Origin of the sequence: Methyloglobulus morosus KoM1, from assembly GCF_000496735.2 — a bacterium.
In the GTDB taxonomy this organism is placed as follows: domain Bacteria; phylum Pseudomonadota; class Gammaproteobacteria; order Methylococcales; family Methylomonadaceae; genus Methyloglobulus; species Methyloglobulus morosus.
Genome location: NZ_AYLO01000109.1, coordinates 15,710 through 36,665 on the forward strand (window position 1 = coordinate 15,710; position 20,956 = coordinate 36,665).

The window sequence follows — 20,956 nt, forward strand, 5'->3', positions numbered from 1 at the left end:
GAAGAAGCTGAGGCAATCAACAGGCTAGCTTACATTGATGTGGATATTGGGCCGAAGAAAGGTACTTTCTTTACTTAACGGCATTGGGTATGTTAGCTTTCTGCTAAAGGTAACCAATTACATAAATATCAATGACCCCAAAGCAACAAATCCAAAATCTTTTGGCCTTCATCGACGACAGCCCCAGTCCGTGGCATGTGGTCAATACGATAGAATCCCTGCTCAAGCCATTCCAATTTATTAAGCTGGATGAAACCGCCCGATGGCAGCTACAAGCCGGCGGACGGTATTATGTCGTGCGGGACGGTTCGTCCATTATCCTATTCGTGCTTGGAACGAAACCGTTAGTTGAATCGGGGTTTAAAATTGTCGGCGCGCATACCGATTCGCCGGGACTGCGGGTAAAGCCCAATGCGAGCAACAGCAAGGAAGGTTTTGCCCGATTGAATGTCGAGATTTATGGTGGCCCTATCCTTGCGACGTTTACGGATCGGGATTTGAGCCTTGCCGGACGGATTTGTTATAAGGACGATCAGGGCGAAATCGATAGCCAACTCATTAAATTCGACCACCCTTTGTTACGGTTACCGAATTTGCCTATCCACTTAAACCGGAATGTCAATGAAGATGGCCTGAAACTGCATAAGCAGAATGAATTGCCGCTGATCTTGTCGGTACTGGCTGAGCAGCAACTCCCTTCCGATTATTTTTTAGGCGTGTTGCAACAGCAATCGGGGATTGGCAGCAAGCGTATCCTATCCTGGGATTTGGCCGCATACGACACCCAAAAAGGCGTTATCTGGGGAGCGCAAGAGGAGTTTTACAGCAACAGCCAATTGGATAACCTGGCTTCCTGTCACGCCGCCTTACAGGCATTCCTGGATGAAGCCGTCTTAAACGGTAGCGAAAACACGCGGGTTTGTGCGTTCTTCGACCATGAAGAAATCGGCAGCGAAAGCAAGTTAGGCGCGGACGGTAGTTTTCTTCCTGATGCCCTCATGCGTATTGCATCGTCTTCCCAAGCGGACCAACAGGATTTTGCCCGGATAATGGCGCTTAGTTTCCTGGTCAGTGCCGATATGGCGCATGGTTATCACCCTAACTTCCCCAATGCCTACGACAGCGACCATAAGGTGATGCTCAATAAGGGGCCGGCTATTAAGGTAAACGTAAACCACCGTTACAGTTCGGAAAGCATTTCAAAAGCGATGTTTATCGACTGGTGCGATCAGGCCGACGTACCCTACCAGCGCTATTCGCACCGTTGCGACCTGCCATGCGGCAGCACCATAGGCCCAATCGCCTCGGCCAAACTGGGTATCCGCTCTGTCGATGTCGGCAACCCGATGTGGGCGATGCACAGTATTAGGGAGAGTGCCGGGGTGTTAGACCATGATTATTTAACCAGGGCATTGAAAACATTTTTCTTGTCACAAGCGATAGGCCGGGTCGAATGATGGGGTTCCTTGCATGATATTGCTTGCTGAAATAATCTCAATAATAAGCTATAGTTGGCCCTCTTTGAAAAGGAGAGATTCGCTGTTGTCGGATACGAAACGTAAGTCGTGGCAACCGTGTATTGTAACCTTTGATATCTCGTTTTTTAATTAGAACAGCGCAATAATAACGAGCGATGTGTCACTTCCTCCTTGCAGTGGACAACAAAACGCCATAATTGAATGAAGGCCTTTCCCTTAATAAGAGCCCTGTTTTGCTTGGTGCTGATATTTTCAGCTAGCCTTAGCGCAGACGACGGCAATCTTGAATACAAGGTTAAGGCCGGTTATCTCTATAACTTCACCAAATTTGTGACTTGGCCGGAAATTACTGGTGCGACCTTTAACCTGTGCATCTTGGGTACGGACCCTTTCGGCGCAGTTATCGACCCCATCGAAAAAAAATCTGCTTTTGATAAGCCTATCAAGGTAATCAGGTTGGATGAGGCGATTTTCTTGTCCGGTCGAGATGTGAAAATACACTGCCGCATACTCTACATAAGCCACTCCAGCAATCCTAAAACAGCTTTTGAAAAGCTCAAAATTGGCTCACACGCAACAGGAATGCTGATCGTCGGAGAAGGCGACGAATTTGTCGCAGGAGGCGGAATGATTGGTTTTGTCAATAGGGACGGCAAAATTAAGCTGCAAGTTAACCTGCAATCGGTCAGGCAAACGGAGTTAAAAATCAGCGCAAAATTATTGGAGATTGCCGAACTAGTCAAAGGGGGGATTCATGATTAAACGGCTTGGCAATCTCTCAATTAACCGCAAGCTATTATTGATTTTGCTGTTTTCAAGCTTAATGTCACTGTTCTTTGCGGGTGTGTTCCTAATCTGGCTGGAGCTTTCAGAATTTCAACGCACAACCAAAGAGGACTTGACCGCATTGGCCTCAGTCATAGGCAACCGCAGCGCCGCCGCCCTGATGTTTGACGACCGGAATCTGGCCGTAGAAAATTTGGCGGTGTTCAATAATATTCCCGCCGTTCAATTGACTTGTTTATACCGCGACCCAAATACCGTTTTTGTTGGGTTGGCGAATAAGACCGATTCCAGCCAAATTTGTCAGGCCACCATCGTTGGGGAGAAAAATAGATTTGAAAACAAGCAATTAATAGTCATTAACCCCATCATGATGGACAAAGAACAAATTGGTATCGTTTATATACGCGCTGATTTGTCCAAGGCCTATTGGCAAAAAATAAAGTTTATCGGAGTGTTGTTATTGGTGCTGGTGGCCGTTTCTTTATTGGCCTTTTTGCTGTCGCAGCCGCTGCTAAAACTCATTTCGACACCCGTCAAGAAACTTGTCGATACCGTCAAAAAAATCAACGATACCGGTGATTACTCGCTCAGGGCCGAAAAGTTGGGCAATGACGAGATGGGGGTGCTGGTTGACTCGTTCAATGGCCTGATTAAAACGGTGGAGGCCCAGAGCTTAGCTTTAACACGGGCAAAAAACCGTTATTTGACGCTTTACGATGATAACCCAACGATGGTGTTCAATATTTCCCGGGAAGGGGTAATCCTGTCGGTCAATCTCACGGGAGCCAAACAATTGGGTTTAACGGTTGAAGAGCTACAAAGTTGTTCCCTTTTCGATTTTGTCCATTCAGATGATGCATCGTTGATGCGAGAGTTGATCGAGCGTTGCAATGCTAACCCTCTCCAGGTGCATAACCATGAGATGCGTAATATTTGCCATAATGCCCGTATTATCTGGGTCAGGGCTACCGCCAGGCTGGTCGAAAACGAAGTACAGGAAAGCAGCCTGCTGATCGTTTACGAAGACATCACAGAAACCCGTTTGTTGAATGAACAAATCGCTTACCAAGCCGACCATGATGCCCTGACCGGACTTGCCAACCGCAATAAATTTGACCGTTATTTGAAGCGTGCGATTACGCTCGCGCAACAGCATAGCAGCGAACATGCGTTGTGTTACCTGGATCTGGACCAGTTCAAGGTTGTCAACGACACCTGTGGTCATCTGGCGGGCGATGAATTGCTCAGGCAGTTAGGGGATATGCTCCGCAAACACGTCCGGCAATCTGATTTTATTGCCCGGCTCGGTGGTGATGAGTTTGGGATATTGATGTACAACTGTAGTCCGCAACAGGCGTTGCTGGCCTGCGAAAAACTGCGCGAACTAATCAAGGATTTTACTTTTGCCTGGGAAGACAGGAGTTTTACCATTGGTGTCAGTATCGGTGTCGCTCCCATAAGTATTGTCTGCGGGAATGCGGTAGACCTGCTTAAAGAAGCCGATGCTGCCTGTTATGCCGCAAAAGAAAAAGGACGTAACCGTGTGCATTTGTTCAGCCCCGACGATGAAGAATTGGCGATCCGACAAGGGGAGATGCAATGGGTGGAAAAAATTCGTTCAGGCCTGGAACGACAACGGTTTATCTTGTATGGGCAACCCATTGTGCCGCTTCATGACACTGACGAGGGGTTGCATTTTGAGGCCTTGCTCCGTTATCGGGATGACCGTGGCAATATAATCCCACCCGGTGCCTTTTTGCCTGCTGCCGAGCGTTATAACTTGGCCTCTGAACTGGATCGTTGGATCATCAGCAATTTACTGGAGTGGCTGGCAACACGGCCTGATTTTCTTAGCACATTGTCCCTTTGTTCGGTTAACCTGTCGGGATTGTCGCTCTCCGATGAATCCATGTTGAAATTTATCTCAAGCCAATTTCAGCAGTGGAATGTACCCACCAATAAGCTATGCTTTGAAATAACGGAAACCGCCGCCATTTCCAATTTATCCCATGCCACTCACTTTATTAACCAACTGAAAGAACAAGGCTGTTTGTTTTCGTTGGATGATTTTGGCAGCGGTTTGTCCTCGTTTGCTTACCTAAAACATTTGCCCGTGGATTACCTCAAGATTGACGGCCTTTTCGTTAAAGATATTCTTGTGGATGAAGTCGATTTGGCGATGGTGAAATCCATCAATGAAGTCGGGCATGTGATGAATAAAAAGACGATTGCCGAATTTGTTGAAAATGAAGCAATCTTTAATTTACTCAAAAAATTAGGCATTGATTATGCCCAAGGTTATGGCATCGGTAAGCCAGTCCCGTTGGATGAGCTCAAATCAATAACGACTCTATTTGATAGCATGTAAAAATGAAAGTCAAAAGGCAAATAATCAGTAGCTGTTTAGTCATGGTGCTCGTTTTAAGTGCGGCCATAAGCCATGCCGCTGATGACGAAATGGAAGAATTTTTTTCAATGACCCCTGCCGAATTGGCGGAAACATCAGTTTCTATAGCCACAGGCACACCCCGGCCCAGTTACCAATCAGCCGGGTCAACCAGTGTCATCACTGCGGAACAAATAAGGGCAATGGGCGCGACAGAATTGCACGAGGTGCTGGAAACTGTCCCGGGGATACACGCTAGCCTGCAGCCCATGTCCAATGACATACATTACAATATCCGGGGGCTTGCAAACCAAAATAACTCACAAATCTTGTTCTTGCTGAACGGGACGCGTATCAGCACCGCTTTTCGGGGCTCTACAGAATCATCAATTGATATGCCTTTAGCGGCTATTGAGCGCGTTGAAGTAATCCGTGGCCCCGCTTCTGCCGTCTATGGCTCCGATGCTTTTGCCGGGGTCATCAATATCATTACCAAAAAAGCCAAGGACATCAATGGCACCCAGTTGGGCGTGCGGGCAGGTAATTGGGATACCCAAAGCGGTTGGGGGCAAAACGGAACGCAGTGGGCAGGTTGGGACATCGCCACCAGCTTACAATACCAGCATTCTGCGGGCGACAACGGCAGGATTATTAAAGAAGACAGCCAAACCCTTCTTGACCGGGCATTTGGGACGAACGCATCCCTGGCACCCGGTGCCATGAATACCCGTTTTAGTGCCTTGAATACGCACGTGAACCTGAAGCGTAAACATTGGGATATTGGCTTCTGGGCGTTCAATGGCCTTGATATAGGCACACGGTCTGGTTCTGGCGGGGCATTGGATCCCAAAGGTTCCGCTGACAGCGCACAATATTTGGGCGACATGCGGTTTTCGACCGAAGATTGGCTTGATGATTGGGAGTTCCTGGCGCACCTGAGTTATTTGCATTCCGATGTCAATGCCACTGTCAACCTTTTCCCGGATAACACACGTTTGCCCGTCAATGCCATTGGCGATATAGATCAATTCAACCCGACACAATTGACGCTTTTCCCCAAAGGGGTAGTCGTTGATATCAGGCATGTGCAGAAAGTCCCATCTATCGAGCTGACTTCCTTGTATAAGGGCCTGGACAAACACTTATTTCGGTTTACCGCTGGCTTCCGGTATGAGGAACTGAGCTTTACAGACCGTCGTAACTACGCATTCGGTAAACCCCTGCCGCCTGTGGCGGATGCCGCTTTGGTAGACAATTCCGGTACGCCTTTTGCGTTTTTGACAAACACCGACCGGAAAATCGGATCCCTTCTGTTACAGGACGAATGGCAGATTACCGACGGCTGGCACATGACTGCGGGGGTCCGTTATGACCATTACTCGGATTTCGGCAGTACGGTTAACCCCAGGTTTGCGTTAGTGTGGGACATCAATAGGCAACTCACAAGCAAGCTGTTGTATGGCAGGGCATTTAGGGCGCCTAGTTTTGTCGAACTGGGTTCGCAAAACAGTCCCCTTAGCCAGGGCAATATGAACTTAAAACCAGAAATCAACAATACGGTCGAATGGGCGTTCGATTATCGCCCTTCCTCTGCGCTTAGGACGGCCCTGAACCTGTATTACTACCACATCGATGACTTCATCAGCATTTCACCTTCACCAACACGTTCGGGGATATTGCAATACAACAACTTCGGCAACCTGGACGGTTATGGCACGGAATGGGAATGGAGTTGGAAAGTGTCTGAACAATGGAGCTTATTGGGTAACTATGCCTGGCAAAATGCACGAAACGATGCGACCGACAGGCGCATAGCCGGGGTGCCAGGACACCAAATTTATTTTGCGGGCATCTGGCAATTTATGCCGCAATGGCAATTCCAGTCGCAATTGAATTGGTTGGGCGGCAGGGCGCGCGATCCTGGCGACACCAGGCCATTGGAAGATTATGAAACCGTGGATTTTACCCTGCGCGGCAAGCGGTTGTACGGGCATGTGAACGTTGCTGCCTCCCTTAGAAACGCGTTTGACTCTAAAAATTTGGAACCGGCGGGTTTTCCGAGCACAACCCTACCTTCCAATTTGCCTTTGCAAGGAAGGAGCTTTTATTTCGAGGCCTCCGTTGATTTTTGAGCAATGTCCAAGTTGAGGCAAGCAGAAATAAATTTTGGCTTAGACAGTCGGCTCATCGATTTTAATTTGGCCGATGGGGTGGAGTTGATCTTAATCAGGGAATTTTACGGGCACGTTGAATCTGATCAATTGTTTGCCAAGTTATTGTCCGACCTACAGTGGCAAGAGGAAGATATTTTTATTTTTGGCAAGTGGGTCAAAGTCCCCCGCTTGATGTGTTGGTACGGTGACCGTGAGGCTTATTACGAATATTCGGGAGTCAACCACCAACCAAGACCGTGGACATCGGAGTTGCACGCCATTAAGGAAAAAGTGGAACAGCAATGTCATTGCGCCTTCAACAGCGTGTTGGCTAACTTATATCGGGATGGCAAGGATTCAATGGGTTGCCATGCCGACGATGAAAGGGAATTGGGCGTTAACCCTACGATTGCATCTTTAAGTTTGGGGGAAGGACGCCTGTTTAAAATGCATCATAAAAAAAGCAAACAGTCATTGAATATTACGCTGCAACACGGTGATTTGCTGGTGATGGGCGGGATGTGCCAACGGTATTGGGTACATTCGGTGCCCAAAACGAAGGCGCACAAAACACAGCGTATCAATTTGACGTTTCGGAAAATACAAATCAGTTAATGCGATTACTTTATCGCTTTAAAACCAATATCGTTCCGGTAATAGGCATTATCCCAATGGATACTATTAGCCAATCCATAGGCTTTAGCCTGGGCTTCTTTAATCGTGTCGCCCAGCGCACACGCGCACAAGACACGGCCGCCGGCGGTTACGATGTCGTTGCCCTGGGTTTTAGTTCCGGCATGAAAGACTTTAGTGCCGTCCGTTTCCTGGTGCGGTAATCCGGTAATAACCGCACCTTGTCGATAAGCATCAGGATAGCCGCCTGCTGCCATGACCACGCCCAACGCCGCCCTGTTGTCCCAATCACTGCTGGTTTGGTCGAGATTGCCCGCCAAAGCGGCTTCACAAAGTTCCACTAAATCGCTTTTCAAGCGCAGCATGATGGGTTGGGTTTCAGGGTCGCCAAAACGGCAATTGTATTCCAATACCTTGATTGCGCCATCGGGAGAAATCATTAAACCTGCATAGAGGAAACCTGTATAAGGATGGCCGTCTGCCGCCATACCTGCCAAAGTAGGTGCGATGACTTCTTCCATGACGCGCCGATGTATTTCAGGCGTGACCACAGGTGCTGGGGAATAAGCGCCCATACCACCCGTATTGGGGCCGTTATCACCGTCATCCCGTGCCTTATGGTCTTGGGAAGTTGCCATCGCCAAGGCATGTTTGCCATCGGCAATGACGATAAAGCTGGCTTCTTCGCCTAGCAGGAATTCTTCGATGACTACCCGACTTCCCGCCGCGCCGAAAACATTGCCCGAGAGCATATCTTCAACCGCTGTGATGGCTTCCTGCTCGGTTTGCGCTACCACAACGCCTTTTCCTGCCGCCAGTCCGTCAGCCTTTACTACAATGGGCGCTCCCTGGGTTTTTATATAGGCGATTGCTTGTTGCTGGTCAGTGAAACTCTGGTATTTGGCGGTCGGGATGTTGTGCCTGACCATGAAGTCCTTACAAAAACTTTTCGAGCCTTCCAGTTGTGCTGCATCAGCCGTTGGGCCGAAGCATTTCAATCCCGCTTTTTGGAAACTGTCCACAATGCCCATTGTTAAAGGCACTTCAGGGCCGACGATGGTAAGGTCGACCTGTTCTTGCTTTGCAAAGTTTAACAATCCAAGTATGTCCGTTGCGGCAATGGCCACATTTTCAACACCTGATTCCAGCGCTGTTCCGGCATTGCCGGGAGCGACAAAAATTTTCTCGACTTTCGGAGATTGTTGAACTTTCCAGGCTAAGGCGTGTTCGCGCCCACCGCTGCCGACGATCAATATTTTCATGTATCAGTTTAAAGGTGAAGGGCTAAGAGTATACGCTGTTTTTCGCTTTGCGCCTTTAGCCTATTAGTGCCTAAAATGCCGCATTCCGGTGAATACCATCGCGACATTATGCTCGTTAGCCGCTGCAATTACTTCGTTGTCGCGGACGGAACCGCCGGGTTGGATAATCGCGGTGATGCCTGCTTCTGCAGCGGAATCGATGCCATCCCGAAACGGGAAAAAGGCGTCCGATGCCATGGCGGAACCGACCACCTCTAAGTTTGCGTCGACCGCTTTAATGCCCGCGATCTTGGCGGAATAGACACGGCTCATCTGCCCCGCACCCACCCCTATCGTCTGCCCATTCCTGGCGTATACAATGGCGTTGGACTTGACGAATTTGGCGACTTTCCAGGCAAATAACATGTCCCTTAACTCCCGTTCGGAGGGATGCCTTGTGCTGACTATTGTCAAATTGGCGCTATTGACCGCCCCAGAATCTTTCTCTTGCACCAGCAGCCCACCGCTCACTTTTTTGAAGTCCAGCGTAGACGACTCATCGTGGCTGAATTCACCGCATTGCAAAATGCGCAAGTTGATTTTTTCTGCCAAGACGATTTGTGCCGCACTGCTGAATGATGGGGCGATTATGACTTCGACAAATTGCCGTCCGATAATTTCGGCTGCCGTGTCTTTATCGAGTTCACGGTTGAAAGCGATAATGCCCCCAAAAGCAGAGGTGGGGTCGGTGGCGTATGCCTTATTGTAGGCTTCCAACAGCGTATCCGCTTCAGCGACACCGCAGGGGTTGGCGTGTTTGACGATCACGCAGGTCGGATGTTCGGTGAAAGATTTGGCGCATTCCAACGCCGCATCGGCATCGGCAATGTTGTTATAGGACAGGGCCTTGCCTTGAAGCTGCCTTGACGAACCTATCGTGCCGGAGGCTGGATCAAATTCACTATAGAAAGCGCCTTTTTGATGTGGATTTTCGCCATAACGCATGGGTTGGCTGAGGTAAAATTGCAAATTTAGGGTTTCGGGGAATTCGTCGCCGCTCACCGTGCCCAAATAAGTGGCGATGGCGGTATCGTAATGGGCGGTATGCTGAAAACACTTTATCGCCAACTTGAAGCGTGTGTGCAAGCTAAGGTCGATGCCTGTTTTCAATTCGGCGATGATATTGGCATAATCCGCAGGGTCGACGACAACGGCCACGTCGATATAATTTTTGGCGGCAGCACGTATCATGGTGGGGCCGCCTATATCTATATTTTCGATAGCCGTATCCAAGTCGCAATCAGGTTTGGCGATAGTCGCTTCAAACGGATATAAATTAACCACCACCAAGTCTATCGGTAGTATGCCGTTTTCCGCCATCACGTCATCGTCTACACCCCGCCTGCCTAATATGCCGCCGTGAATTTTAGGGTGCAAGGTTTTTACCCTGCCGTCCATCATTTCAGGAAAGTCCGTATAATCGGCGACTTCAGTCACTTTAACCTGGTGTTCAGCCAGCGTTTTTGCAGTGCCGCCAGTCGATAGGATTTCTATGCCCAACAAGCCGAGTTCGCGGCAGAAATCCACGATACCTGTTTTATTGGAGACGCTGACCAATGCGCGGGTAATTTTTTTGTTCATGTAGTGGGTTTGAGGATAAATGGGTAAAGCAGGGGAAGTTCCTGGGCATTCCTCAACGTTTAAGAAAGCCCGTAAATATCCATTTTCTTGCGTAACGTACTGCGACTTAATCCCAGGGCTTTGGCCGCCTTGCTTTGGTTGTGGCCAGAATGTTCCAAGGTGGCTTCTAACAAAGGTTTTTCAACTTCAGCCATAACCATACTATATAAATCATTGACATCATGACCATGCAATTGCTCCAGGTAACGCGATACCGTGCCTTTGACATGTACAGACAACGGTGTACATAAAGTCACATGATCGCTGGTTTCAATAGGTTCATTGCCTTGCACGAAAGTAGCCATAGCTTGCAGCATTATCGTTATTGTTATGAGGTAAACGCCGACTGTATCAGCAGCGTTTGCTGGATCGGTTGGGTTGCTTGGTTTATCGTTTGTCTTATGTCCTGGCTGATAAAATCCAGGTGCTTGAAATACCAACTGATATGCTTTCGGGCTATTTTAACACCAGTCACATTCCCGTAGAAACTGTAAAGTTTTTCAAGATGTGCCATTAATGTTGAATATATCTCAGTAACCGTTGGTTTTTGAATAACTTTCCGTTCTGAAATAAATTCATGAATTTCTTTGAACAGCCACGGGTTGCCTTGGGCCGCACGTCCTATCATAAGGGCATCCGCCCCAGTCACATTCAGTACGAATTGGGCTTTTTCAGCAGAATCAATATCGCCATTGGCGATCACGGGAATGCCGACCGCTTGTTTGACCTGCTTAATCGTTTCGTATTCAGCTTGGCCTTCAAATTTACAGGCGCGGGTTCGGCCATGGACAGTCAGGGCGGCAACGCCGGAAGATGCCGCAATTTGGGCTATTTCCACGGCGTTACGGTTTTGGGTGTCCCAACCGGTACGGATTTTCAAGGTCACAGGGACTTCAACCGCGTTGACTACCGCATCGAGAATTTTTTTCACCAAGTCGGCATCACGCAATAAGGCCGAACCCGCCGCCACCGCACAGACTTTTTTGGCAGGGCAGCCCATGTTGATGTCGATGATGTGGGCGCCGCGCCGGACATTATATTTTGCGGCATCCGCCATAATTTTAGGGTCTGTGCCGAGTATCTGCACCGAACACAATCCAGTTTCGCCGTCATGATTGGTTTTCAGCAAAGTTTGCTTGTTTCCGCGTAATGCCGGATTAGAGGCCACCATCTCGGAAACCGCCATCCCTGCACCGAATTCTTTGCAGATACTCCTGAACGGGCGGTCACTGATACCAGCCATTGGGGCCAATATCAGCTTATTGGGCAATAAATAAGGGCCTATTTGCATGATGCGCGAAATAACACTGAATTATATTTAGGCTTGAATAAAAAATTACTGGACGGGCTTGTCCGTATCTTCATTCCAGATTGGATTGTCACGGTCTTCCGGCTCGAGTTTAGCAATGTCTTCTTCATAAATATGCCAGAATGATTTGTCGATCTTGGCATTGGCGTAACCTTCTTTTTTCTCATGGGTAAAGGGACACCACCAGTTTTCCACGAGTTTGACCATATACGCATGCCATTCAAACACGGCGACGCTGACTGGGCAATACCAAGTGCAATTCAAAATCCAGTACAGCTTATATTGGGAAAGGCTGAAGCCAAAACTGGGCTTCATGGTAATCTGATTTTTCATCGTATAGCGATGGCTTTCCTTGGCAGGCAGATAATCCGTAAATTTCTTGACATTCTTGGCGCCGACCAACCATAGGTGGAAATAGGTCATGTACGCACTGGCGAATACGAAGGGTAAGGTAACGATTGGCGCATAGACGAAAAACAAGCCTATTGCCCTACGCGAAACAGACATCTGATTGTGGTTTTTGCCTATTTCAACGCGATTGGTGCAGGTTTCACACGCTTTCATTAATTAAATATCCTCATTGTTATTATTTGTTTGATCTTTGTTTTCTGTTAGTGGGTTGTTGGTGTATATAAGTTGGTAAATGCTCAGGCATCCGGCACAGCAAAACGACTTCGTATCCTGGCTGGCCTCCAAGGAAAAACCATCAATTTCGACTGGCAACCCGCAAAGATCGCAGTTTTTGTTGTATTTTACCGTGACCACGAATACTGCCTCAAGGATTTATAAGCTGGCTGAGACTGTGCAAAAAAAGGTTTTCAAATACGCCGTTTCCGGTATTGCAGGATCAATCGGATGGTCGCCGCCTTGGCCGCCGTAAGCAAAAAATGTGAGATGGCGGTCGATATGGCGACCTGATGAACGCAATATTTCATGCAGGTTTTCTGCGCTCAAATGATACGAGCAGGATGCCGAAACCAGAATGCCATGTTTAGCAAGCACTTGGAGCGCGAGATGGTTTAATCGGCGGTAGGCTTCATAACCCTGCTTGAAATCTTTTTTGCGTTTAATCAGCGCAGGTGGATCCAGCACTATTATGTCATAAAGCTGCCCCTCTTGACGCGCTTGTTTGAGAAAATCGAAGACATCGCTACGGATGAACTGCATATTGTCCGCAACACCATTGAGCATGGCATTGTCCGTCGCTAATGCCAAAGCGCTTTCGGACGCATCGACACAAACGACTTCGTTGGCACCGTTCAATGCGGCCGGAATGCCCCATGCACCTGTGTAAGAAAACAAATCCAATACGCGCTGGCTTTTTGTCAATGTTGCCAATAATGCCCGACTGGATCGGTGGTCATAAAACCAGCCAGTTTTTTGTCCGCCCAGAATATCTACCTTGAATTTCGCGCCGTTTTCTTCAATGATTAGCGGATCGGGAAGCTCGCCGTGGATGATGCAGGATTCTAAATCCAGTCCTTCCAGTTCCCGTTGGCTGCTGTCGTTTTTCATAACAATTGCAGTGGGCGAGAACAATTCAACCAGTGCGGCAATCAGGCTGTCTTTCCGAATCTCAATGCCTACGGTTGTGATTTGCACGGACAGTACCGAACCAAAACGGTCTATCACCAAACCCGGCAAGCCATCGCTTTCGCCGTATACCAAGCGGTAATAGGGTTTGTCGAACAGCTTTTCGCGCAATGCCAATGCTGTCGTTAACCGCTCTTTAAAAAAGTTGACACCGCATTTAAGATTGCCTTTCCTCGACAACAGTCTTGCACAAATCAGGCTTTGCGGATTGATATAAGCCGTCCCCATGACCTTGCCGTCACTGGCTTTCACCTGAACCAAATCGCCAGCGGCAAACTGATCTAACGGGGTGCGATTGGTATCGACCTCATTGCTGAACACCCACAAGTGTCCTTGCCTAAGCCGTTTGTCTTCGTTCTTCTTTAAATGTATTTCGTCGTGAGCCATCTGGATCAATAAACAAGGTCTATGGTATAGCCGCCAATCGGCGTTTTCGGGGCGGCAATGCTTAAGCTTATGGACACCGTTGCATCCGGTGCAATGGATAAATGTTTTCCCGCACCGGGGATATGGTCTTTGGGATTGAAGATCCGTTGGGCTAGCCGTTGCTCGTTATAATCAAACAAGGTGAGCTTGATATTCGGCAGCCGTTGCTTGAAAGGCGCTCGATTATTGATAACCGCCTTGAATGTAATGGTATTGTCGCTATTCGGTATAAAAGACCCTTGTAGCACTTCAAATTCATCAAGATTTTGGTAATCCGCAATTTGGCAGCCTATTCCTTTGCACAATTTTTCTAAATAGGGGCGGAAGGTTACATTTTGACTCAGCTTACTGCCTTCGAAATAGATGAATTGCCCAAGCAACAGTAAGGTGCCGATAACGAAGCCTGCAAACCAATTTATATCCGTCGATTTAGTTTCAACTTCCCAAGGCAAGCGCTCAGGGGTGGGTGCTGGCGGTGTCGTGTCGTTAGTGGCAGTATTTAGGCCAAACTTTCTGAGTAGGCCACTCATGTCAAGTGAAAACGAAGTGGACTCGGCCTTTTTTCTCGGACTAGGTTTTGGGTTGGTTTCCGGCTTGGGTATATATTCGGTCTTGGCTTCCGTTAACAATGGGGTGGGTTTCTTATCCAATAAGGTCGTAGGCTTGAATTTTTTGTTGCAGACACTGCAAAAAACCTGCGCTTTTTTACCACGCAATTGCTTGGTTGAAACCGGGTAAGTGCGGCGGCATTCAGGGCACTGGGTAAACATCTCGGTCAGGGTTTGGATCCTGCCAACCTAACCCAATCTTCTTGCTGGACAGGTTCGGTTAAAGGCAGAAAAGGGCTGTATGCGGTGGTAACAGAATGGGCCTGTTCGGAAAGAATGCCGGAAAGGACGAGTTGGCCTTTTGAAACCATTAAGCCAGTAATTTGCCCAGCCATTTCAATTAAAGGTTTCGCCAAGATGTTGGCCAAAACGACATCAGCTTTCACATTGATTAATTTAAACTGTTCCGGCAAGTAGGGTAGGATTTTATCCTGCACATTATTTTTTTCCGCATTGCTTTGGGTGGCGGTAATGGCTTGGGGGTCGATGTCCACGGCATACGCAATCTTTGCGCCCAGCAGTACTGCGGCTATCGCCAAGATGCCAGAACCGCAACCATAATCAATGATGGTTTTCCCCTTTAAGTCATGGCTTGCCAACCATTCCAGGCACAGGGCCGTCGTGGGGTGTGTGCCCGTACCGAAAGCTAAGCCCGGATCCAGGATTAAACAAACCGTATTTTCTTCCCGTTGCTCTTGCCCCGTTGGGCAAACCCAAAGTTTATCGGCAAATTTCATGGGGCGGTAATGCTCCATCCAGGCGCGTTCCCATGCTTGGTCTTGGATGACCTCAAATCTCCAGTCATTAAGGCTTTCTTGGTGAAAATGCTTGAGCATCTGGCTTCTTATCCGTGCCGGATCGGCAGTCAGTTCGTATAGCGCGATCACTTGCGTGTTCGTCCAAATTTTGGTCTCGCCGATGGCGGGTTCGTAAACCGGCTCGTCTTCGGCATCCATATAAGTAACCGATACCGCGCCAAGGTCGCCGAAATAATCGGCAATTTTGGGCGCGGTCTCTTCATTGGAAATGACGGAAATTTGATGCCAGGCCATTGTTTAACCAATCCAAAATAATGTAGGGCATTAGCTCAATAGGCTGTCCAGGCTAATGCCGGCAGGGTTAAGTTATGCCCAGCTTTTTTTCCAGGTAATGTATGTTCTGCCCACCTGCTGCAAACGCACTGTCATTCATAATATCCTGTTGGAGCGGAATGTTGGTCTTGATGCCGTCGATGATGATTTCGCTCAGTGCGGTGTTCATCCGTGCGATTGCGCTTTTGCGGTCCTCGCCGTGTGCGATCAGCTTGCCGATCATGGAATCATAATAAGGCGGTACTTTGTAACCATTGTAAATATGAGTTTCACAGCGGATGCCTGGTCCGCCCGGCATGTGGAACTGCTCTATCGTGCCGGGACAGGGCATGAAAGTCCTGGGGTCTTCCGCATTCAAACGACATTCGATGGCATGTCCGGTCAACCTGACTTGTTCTTGGGTAATGGACAACGGCAATCCTGCGGCAATGCGTAGCTGCTCCTTGACGATGTCGAAGCCCGTTATCATTTCAGTGACGGGATGTTCGACTTGGACACGGGTGTTCATCTCGATAAAGTAAAAATTACCTTTTTCATACAGGAACTCGAAAGTTCCTGCGCCCAGATAACCGATATCGGTACAGGCCTTGGCGCAACGCTCGCCAATCAACTTGCGCTGTTCCTCAGTAATGCCGGGTGCCGGGGCTTCTTCAACGACTTTTTGATGGCGGCGTTGCATGGAACAATCACGTTCCCCTAGGTGAATCGCATTGCCGTGAGAATCCGCCATGACCTGAAATTCAATATGGCGCGGATCTTCCAGGAATTTTTCCATGTACACCGTGTCATTGTTAAAGGCTGTGCCTGCTTCTGCTTTGGTCATGGCGATGGCGTTCAACAACGCGGCTTCTGTGTGCACCGTACGCATACCGCGACCGCCGCCGCCGCCCGCTGCCTTGATGATAACCGGATAACCGATCTCTTGTGCAAGTTTGAGGTTCTTTTTGGCATTGTCGCCTAGCGGATCATTATTGCCGGGTACGCAGGGGATGCCCGCCGCCAACATGGCATTCTTGGCGGAAATCTTGTCGCCCATCAGCCGTATTGTATCGGCATTGGGGCCAATAAACACAAAGCCGCTTTGCTTTACTTTCTCGGAAAAATCGGCATTTTCAGACAAAAATCCGTAGCCTGGATGGATCGCTTCGGCATCGGTCACTTCCGCTGCGCTGATGATGGCGGGGATGTTCAGGTAACTGTCGATGGAGGCGGCAGGGCCTATACAAACGGATTCGTCGGATAAACGGACATGTTTTAAGTCCCGGTCTGCCTCAGAATGGACAGCAACCACCTTGATCCCTAATTCCCTGCAAGCCCGCAATATACGCAGGGCTATTTCGCCACGGTTGGCGATGACTATCTTATCGAACATGGTTTTCTCGTCCAGATGTTATTCTATGATGAATAAGGGTTGACCATATTCGACAGGCTCAGCGTTTTCCACCATGATTTTGGTGACTGTGCCGCTCTTGTCTGCTTCGATTTGGTTGAGTATTTTCATGGCTTCGATAATGCACAGGGTATCCCCGGCTTTTACCGAATGGCCGACCTCAACAAAGGCTTTTGTGCCAGGGGAAGCGGAACGGTAAAATGTCCCGACCATCGGTGATTTGACGATATGCCCCGATATTATTTCTTCTGCAGCAGCAGGCGCAATAGATGCGCTCACTACATGGCCCGCTGGGGATGGTGCGGGAGCGGTCGCATAAGCGACAGGCGCAGCAGAATACCGGCTGATTCGGATGGCTTCTTCGCCTTCCTTAATCTCCAACTCGGCTATGCCCGATTCCTCTAAAATTTCGATTAATTTCTTTATTTTTCTAATGTCCATCAGTTTTATTTCTCGTGTTTATTATTTTCAAATGCGATTAAGTTTTGGTGGGCGGCTTGGAATGCCAATTCGTATCCTGTCGCGCCCAATCCGCAAATCACACCCACCGCGATATCGGAAAGATAAGAGTGGTGACGGAAGGGCTCTCGGGCGTGTACATTCGATAGGTGAATTTCTATAAACGGAATACGGGTAGCCAGCAAAGCATCTCGAATGGCAATGCTGGTATGGGTAAATGCCGCCGGATTGATGATAATGAAATCAACTTTGGCTTGATAGGCCTGATGAATCAGTTCTACGATTTCATGTTCAGCGTTATTTTGGTGAAAATTCAACTGATGGCCGTATTCTGCCGACTTTTGCTCCAGGCATTGCTTGATGTCGGACAAGGTTTGACAACCGTAATGGTTTGGCTCGCGCAGCCCTAATAAATTGAGGTTGGGGCCGTTTAATACGGTAATTGTCGCCATGGCCACACTACTGGTCGGGTTAAGATGAATTTTAGCGTCTAATTGTGCCTAAGTTCACCGATTTTGTCCAGATATGCGCATTTTTTTGGCCAAATTGGCCAAAACAACCCCTATCTCCCGCACAAATAGCCGCAATATGGATATTAGCTTATGATTAATCTGGAAATTTTTTTATGAACGTCAAAAAATACATAACTCAGCACAGATTGAGTGCGTTTCGCACCAAAATAGATAATTAAAATTTCTATTGAGTCAACGGCTTATAAATTTGCACTAAAAAATTTTAATTAATCGTCAATCAGGGTAGTATTGTCATCATACGACACTCGGAACAACCTATGCCACACAGAAATTTTAAAATCAGTAGACCAAGCACAAGTATTTGTACGCTCCCAGAATTAGGGATGGAAAAACAGCACTTAATGGCTGATTTTCAACGCTATTATGGCCATCGACTGGGTCGGGACGAGAACTGTAAGTCCCTGCATTACGCTTACGAAGCCCTCTCTTTAGCGATTAGTGACCGCTTGATCGAGCGCTGGAAAAAAACCTACAACGCTTACAAGGAAAGCAATTGCAAACGTGCGAATTACCTGTCCATGGAATTCCTGATGGGACGCACGTTGAGTAACGCCATGATAAACCTGGGGATTACGGGTGTTGCCGAACAAGCCATGTATGACTTGGGGCTTGAAATCGAAGAGCTTATCGATAGCGAATTCGATGCGGGTTTGGGCAACGGTGGCTTGGGCCGTCTTGCCGCATGTTTTATCGACAGTTGCGCCACTTTGCACTTACCTGTTACGGGTTACGGCCTGCGTTATGAATACGGCATGTTTTCACAGCTCATTATCAATGGCGAACAGGTCGAAAAGCCCGACCATTGGTTGCGAAATGGCAACGTCTGGGAAATTGAACGCTTTGAGTACAAGCAGGCTATCAAGTTTGGTGGCCGTACGGAAACCCATATTGATGAACGCGGCAGAAAGCGGGTGTGCTGGATTGATACTCACGATGTATTGGCTGTGCCATACGATACCCCCATACCCGGATATCAAAACGGCACAGTCAATACGTTACGGCTATGGAAGGCCACGGCAACCGAGGAATTCGACTTGCAGGAATTCAACGAAGGTGATTACGCCGAAGCGGTCGCCGCCAAAAATAGTGCGGAGAACATCACGATGGTGTTGTATCCCAACGATGCCAGCGAAAACGGCAAAGTCCTGCGCTTAAAGCAGCAATATCTGTTGGCTTCCGCGAGCTTACAGGATGTGCTCTCGATATGGGTCGGGCGGCATGGCAATGATTTCACCGAATTCGCCGCCAAAAACTGCTTCCAGCTTAACGATACCCATCCCAGCATTGCGGTCGCCGAATTGATGCGCTTGCTGATGGACATTTACGGCCTGGACTGGGATCATGCCTGGAAAATCACCAAAAGCACGATGGCGTATACCAATCACACCTTATTGCCGGAAGCCCTAGAACGGTGGTCGGTGAATTTGTTCAGGCAACTATTGCCGCGCCTGTTGGAGATTATTTTTGACATCAACGTCCATTTCCTCGCCGAAGTTTCTGCGCATTGGCCGGGTGATAAGGACAGGCTCACCCGTATGTCCCTCATCGAAGAAGGCCATGAGCAGCAAGTCAGGATGGCGTATCTGGCGATAGTGGGCAGTTATTCGGTCAACGGCGTTGCCGAATTGCATTCCAAACTGCTGCAACAAGGCTTGTTCTGCGATTTCTACGAATTATGGCCGCAAAAATTCAACAACAAGACCAATGGGGTTACGCCCAGGCGTTGGCTGGCATCATGCAATCCCGAATTGGCAGATTTAATCACCAAAACCATCGGTGATGGCTGGCTAACGGACTTGTCCTTGTTAAAAAAGCTGGTGCCTTATGCTGACGACAAGGCTTTCCGCAACAGCTGGCAGCAAATCAAGCTTAACGCAAAACAGAAGCTGATCGCGTTAAAGAAACAGGAGCATGATATAGATCTCAGCGTTGATGCGCTGTTCGATGTGCAAGTCAAGCGTATCCATGAATACAAACGCCAGTTGTTGAATGTGCTGCATGCAATCCATCTTTACGACCGCATTAAGCGCGGCGATACCGCAAACTGGACGAACCGTTGTGTATTGGTCGGCGGCAAGGCGGCGCCGGGTTATTTCATGGCGAAAAAAATTATCAAATTAATCAATAATGTCGGCAGTGTAATCAACAACGATCCAGATGTTGGCGATAAGCTGAAATTAATGTTTCTCCCCAACTATCGCGTGTCGGCAATGGAAATTATCTGCCCAGGTGCCGATCTTTCCGAGCAGATTTCAACCGCCGGAAAGGAAGCCTCCGGTACTGGCAATATGAAATTTATGATGAACGGCGCAATCACCATCGGTACTTTGGACGGGGCCAACATCGAAATCCTAGAAGAAGTGGGCAACGAGAATTTTTTCCTTTTCGGCTTGACCGAAGAGCAAGTCGAAGCGAGCCGCCATCATTACGACCCGTGCGCTATTATTGAGCAGGATGAAGATTTGAAACGGGTGATGAACCTGCTCGAATGGGCGCATTTCAACCAGTTTGAGCCCGGCATATTTGATGCCTTGATCGGATCGCTGAAAAGTCCGCATGACCCGTGGATGACGATTGCCGATTTCCGCAGCTTTGTTGATGCACAAAAACGGGTAGAGGCCGCCTACAAAGATTCCGAACGGTGGACACGCATGAGCATCCTCAACTGTGCCGCCAGCGGTAAATTCTCCACGGACCGGACTATCTCGGAATACAATAATGAAATCTGGAAACTGACGCCTATAAAAATTGATAACTCCCAGTGAGGCATTTTCACTTTGAATTCAAGGCGAAGGTAACTAGGTGTTAGATAGGATTTGGCAGGTTTCCTAGATTAACTGGACAAAGTGCAAGCGATAATGGGTTAGCCCACGGATGGGCCTGAGTCGGCTAGCTTATGTTTTTTCTTAGGATAAAACTAAATATATCTAATCTTTAGAATAATTTTAACCAATCAGTTTATTAATGTATTGCCTACGTATTGATTTAGTCTATGCTTTTTATACTTTGTTCAATCATCCAAAATTCAGGATTTCCGACTTTAGTGCAAACCTTGAATATAATTATCTTTATAAAAAATTTATGCTTATAGATTCGGTCTTTTAATGTCTGAACCGTTCGTGCTGAGCCCTTCGACTAAGCTCAGGAGAGCCTTGTCGAAGCACACACCGCCTTTCGACAGGCTCAAGGC

Annotated in this window: 18 protein-coding genes; 6 read left to right on the top strand and 12 right to left on the bottom strand. The window is 48.2% G+C overall.

What is annotated here, in order from left to right; genetic code table 11:
* Window positions 1–131 precede the first annotated feature (131 nt).
* The 5 genes from MGMO_RS14105 to MGMO_RS14125 all read left to right on the top strand — a co-directional run bounded on the left by MGMO_RS14105 (window position 132) and on the right by MGMO_RS14125 (window position 7,418).
* Window positions 132–1,457 carry a M18 family aminopeptidase gene (locus MGMO_RS14105; RefSeq protein ID WP_023495729.1) on the top strand — a complete coding sequence of 442 codons (1,326 nt, stop codon included), beginning with the start codon at window positions 132–134 and terminating at the stop codon, window positions 1,455–1,457.
* Window positions 1,458–1,679: 222 nt separating this feature from the next.
* Complete coding sequence (locus MGMO_RS14110) at window positions 1,680–2,240, top strand: YfiR family protein (RefSeq protein WP_051384056.1); 561 nt, start codon at window positions 1,680–1,682, stop codon at window positions 2,238–2,240.
* The gene (locus MGMO_RS14115) at window positions 2,233–4,632 is read left to right on the top strand and encodes an EAL domain-containing protein (protein WP_023495731.1); all 2,400 of its coding nucleotides are present in this window, start codon (window positions 2,233–2,235) and stop codon (window positions 4,630–4,632) included. Before MGMO_RS14110 ends, MGMO_RS14115 begins: the two co-directional genes overlap by 8 nt.
* A gap of 41 nt (window positions 4,633–4,673) precedes the next feature.
* Window positions 4,674–6,782, top strand: a complete 2,109-nt coding sequence (locus MGMO_RS14120) for a TonB-dependent receptor plug domain-containing protein (RefSeq protein ID WP_023495732.1) — start codon at window positions 4,674–4,676, stop codon at window positions 6,780–6,782.
* Between the two features lie 3 nt (window positions 6,783–6,785).
* The gene (locus tag MGMO_RS14125) at window positions 6,786–7,418 is read left to right on the top strand and encodes an alpha-ketoglutarate-dependent dioxygenase AlkB family protein (protein WP_023495733.1); all 633 of its coding nucleotides are present in this window, start codon (window positions 6,786–6,788) and stop codon (window positions 7,416–7,418) included.
* A gap of 5 nt (window positions 7,419–7,423) precedes the next feature.
* On the opposite strand, the gene purD is transcribed toward MGMO_RS14125, so the two are convergent.
* From purD to aroQ, 12 genes are all read right to left on the bottom strand, one after another.
* Entirely contained in the window at window positions 7,424–8,698 is a 1,275-nt protein-coding gene (purD, locus tag MGMO_RS14130) for a phosphoribosylamine--glycine ligase (protein ID WP_023495734.1), read from the bottom strand.
* 63 nt (window positions 8,699–8,761) lie between these two features.
* Entirely contained in the window at window positions 8,762–10,318 is a 1,557-nt protein-coding gene (gene purH, locus MGMO_RS14135; protein ID WP_023495735.1) for a bifunctional phosphoribosylaminoimidazolecarboxamide formyltransferase/IMP cyclohydrolase, read from the bottom strand.
* Window positions 10,319–10,377: 59 nt separating this feature from the next.
* On the bottom strand, window positions 10,378–10,662 hold the full coding sequence (locus MGMO_RS14140) for a helix-turn-helix domain-containing protein (protein ID WP_082458384.1): 285 nt from the start codon (window positions 10,660–10,662) through the stop codon (window positions 10,378–10,380).
* 23 nt (window positions 10,663–10,685) lie between these two features.
* Window positions 10,686–11,648 (bottom strand): tRNA dihydrouridine synthase DusB, encoded by a 963-nt coding sequence (dusB, locus tag MGMO_RS14145; protein ID WP_023495737.1) that lies wholly within the window; start codon window positions 11,646–11,648, stop codon window positions 10,686–10,688.
* A gap of 45 nt (window positions 11,649–11,693) precedes the next feature.
* Entirely contained in the window at window positions 11,694–12,230 is a 537-nt protein-coding gene (locus MGMO_RS14150) for a hypothetical protein (protein WP_023495738.1), read from the bottom strand.
* Window positions 12,231–12,233: 3 nt separating this feature from the next.
* Window positions 12,234–12,431 carry a heavy metal translocating P-type ATPase metal-binding domain-containing protein gene (locus MGMO_RS14155; protein ID WP_023495739.1) on the bottom strand — a complete coding sequence of 66 codons (198 nt, stop codon included), beginning with the start codon at window positions 12,429–12,431 and terminating at the stop codon, window positions 12,234–12,236.
* A gap of 18 nt (window positions 12,432–12,449) precedes the next feature.
* Window positions 12,450–13,646, bottom strand: a complete 1,197-nt coding sequence (locus MGMO_RS14160) for a class I SAM-dependent rRNA methyltransferase (protein WP_023495740.1) — start codon at window positions 13,644–13,646, stop codon at window positions 12,450–12,452.
* Window positions 13,647–13,651: 5 nt separating this feature from the next.
* Complete coding sequence (locus tag MGMO_RS14165) at window positions 13,652–14,455, bottom strand: zinc-ribbon and DUF3426 domain-containing protein (protein WP_023495741.1); 804 nt, start codon at window positions 14,453–14,455, stop codon at window positions 13,652–13,654.
* 5 nt (window positions 14,456–14,460) lie between these two features.
* Complete coding sequence (gene prmA / locus MGMO_RS14170; RefSeq protein WP_023495742.1) at window positions 14,461–15,345, bottom strand: 50S ribosomal protein L11 methyltransferase; 885 nt, start codon at window positions 15,343–15,345, stop codon at window positions 14,461–14,463.
* 67 nt (window positions 15,346–15,412) lie between these two features.
* On the bottom strand, window positions 15,413–16,756 hold the full coding sequence (accC, locus tag MGMO_RS14175) for an acetyl-CoA carboxylase biotin carboxylase subunit (RefSeq protein ID WP_023495743.1): 1,344 nt from the start codon (window positions 16,754–16,756) through the stop codon (window positions 15,413–15,415).
* Between the two features lie 18 nt (window positions 16,757–16,774).
* Complete coding sequence (gene accB / locus MGMO_RS14180) at window positions 16,775–17,215, bottom strand: acetyl-CoA carboxylase biotin carboxyl carrier protein (RefSeq protein WP_023495744.1); 441 nt, start codon at window positions 17,213–17,215, stop codon at window positions 16,775–16,777.
* A gap of 5 nt (window positions 17,216–17,220) precedes the next feature.
* A complete protein-coding gene (gene aroQ, locus MGMO_RS14185) occupies window positions 17,221–17,685 on the bottom strand; it encodes a type II 3-dehydroquinate dehydratase (protein ID WP_023495745.1) in 465 nt (154 codons plus the stop codon).
* Between the two features lie 338 nt (window positions 17,686–18,023).
* Between aroQ and MGMO_RS14190 the strand changes: the two genes are divergently transcribed.
* Window positions 18,024–20,531 carry a glycogen/starch/alpha-glucan phosphorylase gene (locus MGMO_RS14190; protein WP_023495746.1) on the top strand — a complete coding sequence of 836 codons (2,508 nt, stop codon included), beginning with the start codon at window positions 18,024–18,026 and terminating at the stop codon, window positions 20,529–20,531.
* Window positions 20,532–20,956: the final 425 nt, after the last annotated feature.

Excerpts from the sequence above, each read along its gene's own strand:
- accB (WP_023495744.1), bottom strand. The coding sequence starts at position 17,215 with ATGGACATTAGAAAAATAAAGAAATTAATCGAAATTTTAGAGGAATCG.
- accC (WP_023495743.1), bottom strand. The coding sequence starts at position 16,756 with ATGTTCGATAAGATAGTCATCGCCAACCGTGGCGAAATAGCCCTGCGT.
- MGMO_RS14120 (WP_023495732.1), top strand. The coding sequence starts at position 4,674 with ATGGTGCTCGTTTTAAGTGCGGCCATAAGCCATGCCGCTGATGACGAA.
- MGMO_RS14115 (WP_023495731.1), top strand. The coding sequence starts at position 2,233 with ATGATTAAACGGCTTGGCAATCTCTCAATTAACCGCAAGCTATTATTG.
- MGMO_RS14165 (WP_023495741.1), bottom strand. The coding sequence starts at position 14,455 with ATGTTTACCCAGTGCCCTGAATGCCGCCGCACTTACCCGGTTTCAACC.
- MGMO_RS14110 (WP_051384056.1), top strand. The coding sequence starts at position 1,680 with ATGAAGGCCTTTCCCTTAATAAGAGCCCTGTTTTGCTTGGTGCTGATA.
- MGMO_RS14105 (WP_023495729.1), top strand. The coding sequence starts at position 132 with ATGACCCCAAAGCAACAAATCCAAAATCTTTTGGCCTTCATCGACGAC.
- aroQ (WP_023495745.1), bottom strand. The coding sequence starts at position 17,685 with ATGGCGACAATTACCGTATTAAACGGCCCCAACCTCAATTTATTAGGG.
- MGMO_RS14125 (WP_023495733.1), top strand. The coding sequence starts at position 6,786 with ATGTCCAAGTTGAGGCAAGCAGAAATAAATTTTGGCTTAGACAGTCGG.
- prmA (WP_023495742.1), bottom strand. The coding sequence starts at position 15,345 with ATGGCCTGGCATCAAATTTCCGTCATTTCCAATGAAGAGACCGCGCCC.
- MGMO_RS14150 (WP_023495738.1), bottom strand. The coding sequence starts at position 12,230 with ATGAAAGCGTGTGAAACCTGCACCAATCGCGTTGAAATAGGCAAAAAC.
- MGMO_RS14160 (WP_023495740.1), bottom strand. The coding sequence starts at position 13,646 with ATGGCTCACGACGAAATACATTTAAAGAAGAACGAAGACAAACGGCTT.
- MGMO_RS14140 (WP_082458384.1), bottom strand. The coding sequence starts at position 10,662 with ATGGCTACTTTCGTGCAAGGCAATGAACCTATTGAAACCAGCGATCAT.
- purD (WP_023495734.1), bottom strand. The coding sequence starts at position 8,698 with ATGAAAATATTGATCGTCGGCAGCGGTGGGCGCGAACACGCCTTAGCC.
- MGMO_RS14190 (WP_023495746.1), top strand. The coding sequence starts at position 18,024 with ATGCCACACAGAAATTTTAAAATCAGTAGACCAAGCACAAGTATTTGT.
- dusB (WP_023495737.1), bottom strand. The coding sequence starts at position 11,648 with ATGCAAATAGGCCCTTATTTATTGCCCAATAAGCTGATATTGGCCCCA.
- purH (WP_023495735.1), bottom strand. The coding sequence starts at position 10,318 with ATGAACAAAAAAATTACCCGCGCATTGGTCAGCGTCTCCAATAAAACA.